6 protein-coding genes are annotated in these 9,010 nt (G+C 60.5%); 2 read left to right on the top strand and 4 right to left on the bottom strand.

Annotation, left to right across the window (positions count from 1 at the left end):
• Positions 1 to 249: 249 nt before the first annotated feature.
• The 3 genes from ACW9HW_RS14005 to acnA form a co-directional block, all read right to left on the bottom strand.
• Entirely contained in the window at positions 250 to 1,815 is a 1,566-nt protein-coding gene (locus ACW9HW_RS14005; protein WP_095197337.1) for a methyl-accepting chemotaxis protein, read from the bottom strand.
• A gap of 104 nt (positions 1,816 to 1,919) precedes the next feature.
• A complete protein-coding gene (locus tag ACW9HW_RS14000; RefSeq protein ID WP_457400372.1) occupies positions 1,920 to 2,711 on the bottom strand; it encodes a CPBP family intramembrane glutamic endopeptidase in 792 nt (263 codons plus the stop codon).
• A gap of 237 nt (positions 2,712 to 2,948) precedes the next feature.
• Positions 2,949 to 5,690: an aconitate hydratase AcnA gene (gene acnA, locus ACW9HW_RS13995; protein WP_457400370.1), complete on the bottom strand. Its 2,742-nt coding sequence runs from the start codon at positions 5,688 to 5,690 to the stop codon at positions 2,949 to 2,951.
• Positions 5,691 to 5,912: 222 nt separating this feature from the next.
• Between acnA and rlmM the strand changes: the two genes are divergently transcribed.
• Both rlmM and tusA read left to right on the top strand, forming a co-directional pair.
• Positions 5,913 to 6,986 (top strand): 23S rRNA (cytidine(2498)-2'-O)-methyltransferase RlmM, encoded by a 1,074-nt coding sequence (gene rlmM / locus ACW9HW_RS13990; RefSeq protein WP_457400369.1) that lies wholly within the window; start codon positions 5,913 to 5,915, stop codon positions 6,984 to 6,986.
• 184 nt (positions 6,987 to 7,170) lie between these two features.
• Positions 7,171 to 7,422: a sulfurtransferase TusA gene (gene tusA / locus ACW9HW_RS13985; protein WP_095197341.1), complete on the top strand. Its 252-nt coding sequence runs from the start codon at positions 7,171 to 7,173 to the stop codon at positions 7,420 to 7,422.
• Positions 7,423 to 7,455: 33 nt separating this feature from the next.
• Here the strand turns inward: tusA and ACW9HW_RS13980 are convergent, their stop codons facing one another.
• Positions 7,456 to 8,865, bottom strand: coding sequence for an MATE family efflux transporter (locus ACW9HW_RS13980; RefSeq protein ID WP_457400368.1), 1,410 nt, complete (start codon positions 8,863 to 8,865; stop codon positions 7,456 to 7,458).
• Positions 8,866 to 9,010 lie beyond the last annotated feature (145 nt).

Below are 9,010 nucleotides of genomic sequence, written 5' to 3'. Positions count from 1 at the left end.
GCATCTGGCGGCTGCGGCGAGCAAGGTTGCAGCATTTCTGCTTTGAAACTTGCCGTGCCGTTGAGGGCCTCTTCGCGAGCAGGCTCGCTCCCACATTAGATTTGAATTGGGCACAAATTCAGTGTCCGACAGAGATCAACTGTGGGAGCGAGCCTGCTCGCGAATACAGATTGCCAGACAATCACTTTAAGACTGGCAATAAAAAACCCGGAGGTTTTCACCGTCCGGGTTTGTTGTTTCCCGCATCAATCAGCGGTTAAACCGCTCCACCAACGAATACTGGGTATTCGCGGTTTTGGTCAGTTCTTCACTCAACAAGGCCGAGTTCTGCGCCTGTTCCGAAGTCTGGTCAGCCAGTTCGGAAATGTTGCTGATGTTGCGGCTGATTTCTTCGGCCACGGCACTTTGCTCTTCGGTCGCGGCAGCGATCTGGGTGGTCATGTCGGTGATGTTGGCCACCGCTTCGCTGATCCCCACCAGTGCCTGATCCGCTTCCAGTACCCGGGCCACACCTTCTTCAGCCTGGCGATGCCCGGCTTCCATGGTTTGCACCGCCGTCCCGGCAGTCTGCTGCAGCTTGGCGATCAGCGCGTGAATCTGCCCGGTGGATTCGCTGGTGCGTTGTGCCAGCTGCCGTACTTCATCAGCCACCACCGCAAAGCCGCGACCCATCTCACCGGCGCGGGCCGCTTCGATGGCGGCGTTGAGCGCCAGCAAGTTGGTCTGGTCGGCAATGCCCTTGATCACATCGACCACGCCACCGATTTCATCGCTGTCCTTGGCCAGTTGGGTCACGGTCAGGCCGGTTTCCCCGACCACCACCGACAGGCGCTGAATGGCTTCGCGGGTCTCCCCGGCGATGTCACGTCCACGCCCGGTCAGGCGATTGGCTTCCTGCGTCGCATCGGCGGTGCGTTGCACATGGCTGGCGACTTCCTGCGTGGTGGCGGCCATCTGGTTGACGGCGGTGGCCACTTGCTCGGTTTCGACACGCTGGCGTTCCAGGCCCGTGGAGCTGTTGTGCGCCAGGGCGTCGGATTGTTTCGCCTGATCGGTGAGGTGTTCGGCGGTATCTTGCAAGCGGGTCAGGCAGGTTTTCAGGCGTGCTTCCTGACTGAGGATTGACATCTCCAGGCGCGCCTGGGCGCCGCGACTGTCGGTGTACATCTGCGCGATCAACGGGTCGGACGTGGTCTGCTCGGCCAGACGCAACAAACGCTTGATGCCGCGTTGCTGCCAGCTCAGGCCCATCAGGCCCAGCGGTACCGAAAGGCCGGCGGCCAAAGCAAATCCCCACTGGGAGTTGAGCGAGGCACCGATCATGAAGCTCAACTGGCTGACCAGAATGAACGGCAGCCAGTCCTGCAGGACCGGCAACCATTTGTCGGTGGCCGGAACGGCCGACTTGCCCTGGTTGATGCGTTGGTAAAGCGCTTCGGCACGGCGGATTTGTTCGGCGGAGGGTTTGACCCGCACCGACTCGTAACCGATCACCTGATTGCCTTCGAAGATCGGTGTCACATAGGCGTTGACCCAATAGTGGTCACCGGTCTTGCAGCGATTCTTGACAATACCCATCCATGGCAAGCCTTGTTTCAGTGTCGCCCACATGTGCGCGAACACCGCGGCCGGAACGTCGGGGTGACGCACCAGGTTGTGCGGCGCACGGATCAGTTCCTCACGAGAAAACCCGCTGATCTCGACGAAGGCGTCGTTGCAGTAGGTGATCATGCCCTTGGCATCGGTGGTGGAAATCAACCGTTGCTGGGCCGGGAAGGTCCGCTCGCGTTGTGTAATTGGCTGGTTGTTACGCATGGCTTTTTAATCCGCAAGGCTTTCAAGTGCTCTATCGGCATCCGTTGCGATTTGTTGAGATTATTTTTCGATAATCAGTGATACGTCGCAAAGTGACCCTTGCGTCAGCCGGCAAGCATCGGATAAGTGAACAGGCTGAAGTGCAGCAGATTCAAACCGAAATGCGTGGCGATGGCTGCCGCCAGCCCACCGAAGCGGTAAGCCAGGCCATAACCGATACCGGCCAGACTCGCCAGCAATACCCATTGCCAGCCGGCCCCCACATGCGCCAGGCCGAACACCAGCGAAGCGAGCAGCAGGGCGAGGTTTTCGCCGTAAGGCAGGTGTCCCAGGCGTCGGCTCAAACCACCCTGGATGTAGCCGCGAAACAACGCCTCCTCGACCAGCGTCACCAGCAGCAGATTGTTGAGCAGCCACAGCCAGGCCTGCTCTGGCCATTTCGGCGCCCAATCGATGACATCCAGCACCAGCGCGCCGCCCAGGGCCAACACGGCGCTCAGGGGCAGGGCCAGTGCGATGGCATACAGAAACAGCCGCGAAGAGCGCCGGCCGACGATCCACGGACAGACCAGCAGCAGCCAGAAACCGATCAGGGGTTTGTCCAGATTCAGGTACATGGAAAACGGCACGGCATTATCGGTAAAGCGCTGCGGGTCAATGACGCGGCCGTTGTAGAAACCGGGTAGCCAGTGTGTCGCCAAGGCCACGGCCAGCACGATGAACAGGGCGTGGCCGAGGTAGCGGCCCAGTGGAAGTGTTTGCTGGCGAACGGAGAAACCGGCGATCAGCAACAGCACGACGGAGATCGTGGCGAACCAGCCAAGGTGACCGTAAGCCAGCGCCATGCCGTAGCCGAGGGAGAGGAGGGCCAGGTGGGTCCATGGCAGAGCGAGCATAAATAGTCCTTTGAGGCTGAAGAGCTTTTGTGGCGAGGGAGCTTGCTCCCGCTGGGTTGCGAAGCAGCCCTGAATTCAGCAGCCTCGTTATATCAGGTACATCGGATACACAGGTTTTACGACGGCTTCGCCGCCGAGCGGGAGCAAGCTCCCTCGCCACAAGGTTGCGCAGTGCGCGATTATAAGCAGCGCCAAACAAAAACACCGCCCGAAGGCGGTGTCGTTGTCAGCGTTAAATTACGAGGCAATCAACTGCCTCAACACGTAATGCAAAATCCCTCCCGACTTGAAGTACTCCACTTCATTGAGCGTATCGATGCGGCACAGCACTTCGACTTTCTCCTGGGTACCGTTTTCACGGGTGATGACCAGGGTCAGGTTCATCCGTGGCGTCAGTTCGACGCCGGTCAACCCGAGAATGGCCAGGGTTTCAGTGCCTCTGAGATTCAGGCTCTTGCGGTTTTGGTCGAGTTTGAATTGCAGCGGCAACACGCCCATGCCCACCAGGTTGGAGCGGTGAATGCGCTCGAAGCTCTCGGCAATCACCGCTTTGACGCCCAGCAGATTAGTGCCCTTGGCCGCCCAGTCACGGCTCGAACCAGTGCCGTATTCTTGCCCGGCGATCACCACCAGCGGTGTGCCTGCAGCCTGGTAACGCATGGCCGCGTCGTAGATCGCCAGTTTCTCCCCGGTCGGGATGTAGAGGGTATTGCCACCTTCTTCGCCGCCGAGCATTTCATTGCGAATGCGGATATTGGCAAAAGTGCCGCGCATCATCACTTCGTGGTTGCCGCGTCGCGAGCCATAGGAGTTGAAGTCCCGAGGCTCGACGCCTTTTTCCCGCAGATAGTGACCCGCCGGGCTGTCAGCCTTGATGTTGCCGGCCGGGGAGATGTGGTCGGTGGTCACTGAATCGCCGAGCAGGGCAAGGATGCGGGCACCGTTCACGTCCTTGACCACCGGTGGCGGTCCGCCGATGCCGTCGAAGAACGGTGGATGCTGGATGTAAGTCGAATCCGCCTGCCAGACGTAGGTGGCCGCTTGCGGCACTTCGATGGCCTGCCACTGTTCATCGCCGGCAAACACTTCGGCATACTCCTTGTGGAACATGGCGGTGTTGACCTGCTCCACGGCGTCGGCGATTTCCTTGCTGCTTGGCCAGATGTCGTGCAGGTAAACCAGATTGCCGTTCTGGTCCTCGCCCAAAGGCTCGCGACTGAGGTCGATGCGCACGGTGCCGGCCAGCGCATAAGCCACCACCAGCGGCGGTGAGGCCAGCCAGTTGGTTTTTACCAGTGGATGGACCCGGCCTTCGAAGTTACGGTTACCCGACAGCACGGAGGCTACGGTCAAATCGGCTTTCTGGATGGCTTTTTCGATCGGTTCCGGCAAGGGACCGGAGTTGCCGATACAGGTGGTGCAGCCATATCCGACCAGGGCAAAGCCCAGTTCATCGAGGTATTGCGTCAGTCCAGCCGCCTTGTAGTAGTCGGTGACCACTTTCGAGCCTGGGGCCAGCGAACTTTTCACCCAGGGTTTACGGCGCAGGCCTTTTTCCACAGCTTTCTTCGCCACCAGGCCGGCGGCCATCATCACGCTCGGGTTGGACGTGTTGGTGCAGGACGTAATCGCCGCAATCACCACCGCGCCGTTTTTCAGTCGCACCGTTTGCCCTTCAAAGTCGTAGTCCACTTCACCGGCCAGATCGGCGTTACCCACCGCGACACCGCCGCCGCCCTCGCTTTCCAGGCGACCTTCTTCCTTGCTGGTGGGCTTGACTTGCAGGCCGATGAAGTCGCTGAACGCTTGCGCGACATTCGGCAGCGAAACCCGGTCCTGCGGGCGTTTCGGCCCGGCAAGGCTGGCTTCGACGCTGGCCATGTCCAGCGCCAGGCTGTCGGTGAATATCGGTTCCTTGCCCGGCAAGCGCCACAGACCCTGCGCCTTGCTGTAGGCCTCGACCAGTTTCACGGTTTCGAGAGGGCGGCCGGACAGGCGCAGATACTCCAGCGTCACGTCGTCTACCGGGAAGAAGCCGCAGGTGGCGCCATATTCCGGGGCCATGTTGGCGATGGTCGCGCGATCCGCCAGCGGCAGATCGGCGAGGCCGTCGCCATAGAACTCGACGAATTTGCCGACCACACCTTTTTTGCGCAGCATCTGCGTCACGGTCAGCACCAGGTCGGTGGCGGTGATGCCTTCCCTGAGTTTGCCGGTGAGTTTGAAACCGATCACTTCCGGAATCAGCATCGACACCGGTTGGCCAAGCATCGCCGCTTCCGCCTCGATGCCGCCGACGCCCCAGCCGAGGACGCCAAGACCATTGATCATGGTGGTGTGGGAGTCGGTGCCCACCAATGTGTCCGGGAAGGCATAGGTGCGGCCGTCCTCATCCTTGGTCCAGACCGTGCGGCCCAGGTATTCCAGATTCACCTGATGGCAGATGCCGGTGCCCGGCGGCACCACGCTGAAATTATCGAAGGCGCTTTGGCCCCAGCGCAGGAACGCATAGCGTTCGCCATTGCGCTGCATTTCGATGTCGACGTTCTGTTCGAAGGCGCTGCTGGTGGCGAACTTGTCGACCATTACCGAGTGATCGATCACCAGGTCCACCGGCGACAGTGGATTGATCCGTTGCGGGTTGCCGCCAGCCTTGGCCATCGCCGCACGCATCGCGGCCAGGTCAACCACGGCGGGCACGCCGGTGAAGTCCTGCATCAGCACCCGCGCTGGGCGGTACTGGATTTCGCGGTCGGAGCGACGCTCCTTGAGCCAGGCGGCAATCGCCCTGAGGTCGGCGCCGGTGACGGTTTTTTCGTCCTCCCAGCGCAACAGGTTTTCCAGCAGCACTTTCAACGACATCGGCAGCAGGCTCAGGTCGCCCAGGCTCTTGGCGGCATCCGGCAGACTGAAATAGTGGTAGGTCTTGTCGTCGACTTGCAGGGTTTTAAGGGTGTTCAAGCTATCGAGAGACGGCATTACGATCACTCCTTTACGTCCGCACGGCTACGGACTGAGGGGGACGGGCAGAGCATTAAACCTAGCCCTGTTTTAGGTAGCTGGCTAATAACTGGACTCTATCGTTAAGTTCGAGGTTCCGAAGTCGGCTATCATGCGCCGGTTTTCGTGACAGGCTTTGCTCCAGCGCAAGTCTGGGCATCGCGCAGTGGTGAATGTCTCGCCATCTGCCCAGGAGTAAGAATGAACACCCTCTTTATGCATTGCCGGCCGGGCTTCGAAGGCGAAGTCTGTTCCGAGATTTCCGACCTCGCCGCACGGCTGAACGTGGCCGGTTATGCCAAGGCCAAGACCGCCAGCGCCTGCGCCGAGTTTGTCTGCACCGAAGAAGACGGCGCCGAACGCCTGATGCGCGGCCAGCGTTTCGATCAGTTGATCTTCCCGCGCCAATGGGCTCGCGGGATCTTTATCGACCTGCCGGAAACCGACCGCATCAGCGTGATCCTCGCGCACCTGGCGGACTTTCCGACCTGCGGCAGCCTGTGGCTGGAAATGGTCGACACCAACGATGGCAAGGAACTGTCGAATTTCTGCAAGAAATTCGAAGTGCACCTGCGCAAGGCGCTGATAGCCGCCGGCAAACTGGTGGAAGACGCCCATAAACCGCGCCTGCTGCTGACCTTCAAGAGTGGTCGCGAAGTGTTCATGGGCCTGGCGGAGTCAAACAACTCGGCGATGTGGCCGATGGGCATTCCGCGTCTGAAGTTTCCGCGCGAGGCGCCCAGCCGTTCGACCCTTAAGCTGGAGGAGGCCTGGCACCATTTCATCCCGCGTGACCAGTGGGACGAGCGTCTGCACAGCGACATGACGGGTGTCGATCTTGGTGCCGCGCCCGGTGGCTGGACCTGGCAACTGGTCAATCGCGGCATGCTGGTGACGGCCATCGACAATGGCCCGATGGCCGAAAGCCTGATGGACACCGGTCTGGTACAGCATCTGATGGCCGACGGTTTTACCTTCAAGCCCAAGCAGCCGGTGGACTGGATGGTCTGCGATATCGTCGAGAAACCGGCGCGCAATGCCGCGATGCTGGAAGAGTGGATCGGCGAAGGCCATTGCCGCGAAGCCGTGGTCAACCTCAAGTTGCCGATGAAACAGCGTTATGCCGAAGTGAAGCGCCTGTTGGAGCGCATCGCCGACGGCTTCAAGACGCGGGGCATTCGCGTGGAGATTGGTTGCAAGCAGCTGTACCACGACCGCGAAGAAGTGACCTGCCACCTTCGCCGGCTCGATGTGAAAAAGCCCAAGTCCCGCTGACACTCAGCGAATACCCTGTGGGAGCGAGCCTGCTCGCGAAAGCGTCCGGTCAGTCAGTATCTATGTTGGATGACACACCGCCTTCGCGAGCAGGCTCGCTCCCACAAGGGGGAGCGGCGTAATGCCACAGATGACCGAACACCCGGCAATGCGCGACAATGCCGGCAAGTTTCAGGAGTGAATCATGAGCGAAATGACTGACACGCCGGTTGACGGCACCCTCGACGCCACCGGTCTCAATTGTCCGGAGCCCGTGATGATGCTGCACCAGCACATCCGCGACCTGGTGCCTGGCGGCCTGCTCAAGGTGATCGCCACCGACCCGTCGACACGTCGCGACATCCCCAAGTTCTGCGTGTTTCTCGACCACGAACTGGTGGCGCAGCACGAAGATGCCGGTACCTATCTGTACTGGATTCGCAAGAAGTCCGGTTAACAACAATGCAAAACATGTGGGAGCCATTGAGTCTCATCCGACTGAACGGCTGATACGAATCCGTTTACGCGCACTGCGTGTCAGTCGGATCGACAGCATCAGTGCCGCGCAACTCAGGCCTGCGATCAAACCTTCCCACAACCCGCTCGGGCCGCTGGCCGGACCGAACCAATCGGTCAGGCCCAGCACATAACCCACCGGCAGGCCGATGCCCCAGTAGGCGAACAGCGTCAGAATCATCGTCACCCGGGTGTCCTGGTAGCCCCGCAGTGCCCCGGCGCAGATCACCTGGATGGCATCGGAGAACTGATACAGCGCGGCATAGACAATCAACATCGACGCAATCTGGATCACGGTCTTGTCAGGCGTATAGATCGAAGCGATAGGTTCGCGCAGCAGCATGATCAGGCTGGCCGAGAACGCGGCAAACACCAGTGCGGCGCCCAGCCCGACCTTCGCCGCGAAGCGTGCCTGATAAGGATTGCCGGCGCCCAGCGCCTGACCGACCCTTACCGTCACCGCCATACCCAGGGAATAAGGAATCATGAACAGCAGCGAGCTGATGTTCAGGGCTATCTGGTGCCCGGCCACCACGGTAGAGCCCAGGCTGCCAATCAGCAGTGCGATCACCGCAAAGATGCTGGATTCGGCGAACACCGCGATACCGATTGGCAGGCCGATGCCCACCAGGCGCTTGATCACCGTCCATTGCGGGCGGTCAAAACGAACCAGTACGCGTGTGCGGGCATAGAAGGGCGCCCAGCAGGTCCAACCGGCCATGCTCAACGCCATGAACCACATCACGATACCGCTGGCCCAGCCGCAACCGACGCCGCCCAGGGCCGGCATGCCGAAATGGCCGTAGATCAGCGCATAGTTCAGCGGGATGTTCAGCAGTAGCCCGCACAGCCCAATGACCATGCTCGGCCGGGTGCGGCCCATGCCGTCGCTGTAGCAGCGCAGTACATAATAGAAAGCAATACCGGGCAAACCGAAGGCGATGCCGTGCAGGTAGCCCATGCTCGGTTCGATCAACTGTGGATCGACTTTCATCCAATGCAGGATCGGCTCGGCGCTGAGCAGCAGGCCGCTGCCGATCAGCCCGACACACAATGCCAGCCACATGGCCTGGCGGACCAGGGGACCGATTTCGTCAAGTTGTGCAGCGCCAAAGCGTTGGGCGACCTTGGGTGTGGTGGCCAGCAGAACGCCGGACATCAACAGGTAAACCGGAATCCAGATCGAGTTGCCCAGGGCCACCGAGGCGAGATCCCGTGGGCTGACACGGCCGGCCATCACGGCATCGACGAAGCCCATGGCCGTCGTGGCCAATTGCGCGACCATGATCGGCAGAGCCAGCCCGAGCAAGCCTTTGAGTTCTTGGCGAACCGGGGTCGTGCGGGGAGTGGCGGTTGTGGCGGTAGTCTCAGTCACGGAATTCACAAGCGAAGCGTCCAAGGTTTTTGATGCGCAAGGCAGCGCATTCTACGCGTTGACGTATCGGTCAGGAAAAGACTGTGTTGCGGATTTGTAATCATCGGTCATGCCTTGTACCGAACACCTTTGTGGCGAGGGAGCTTGTCGAATC

This window comes from Pseudomonas sp. SDO5532_S415 (assembly GCF_054071155.1).
Note: the sequence above shows the minus strand (reverse complement) of the source record. Positions and strands in the feature narration are given on the sequence as shown.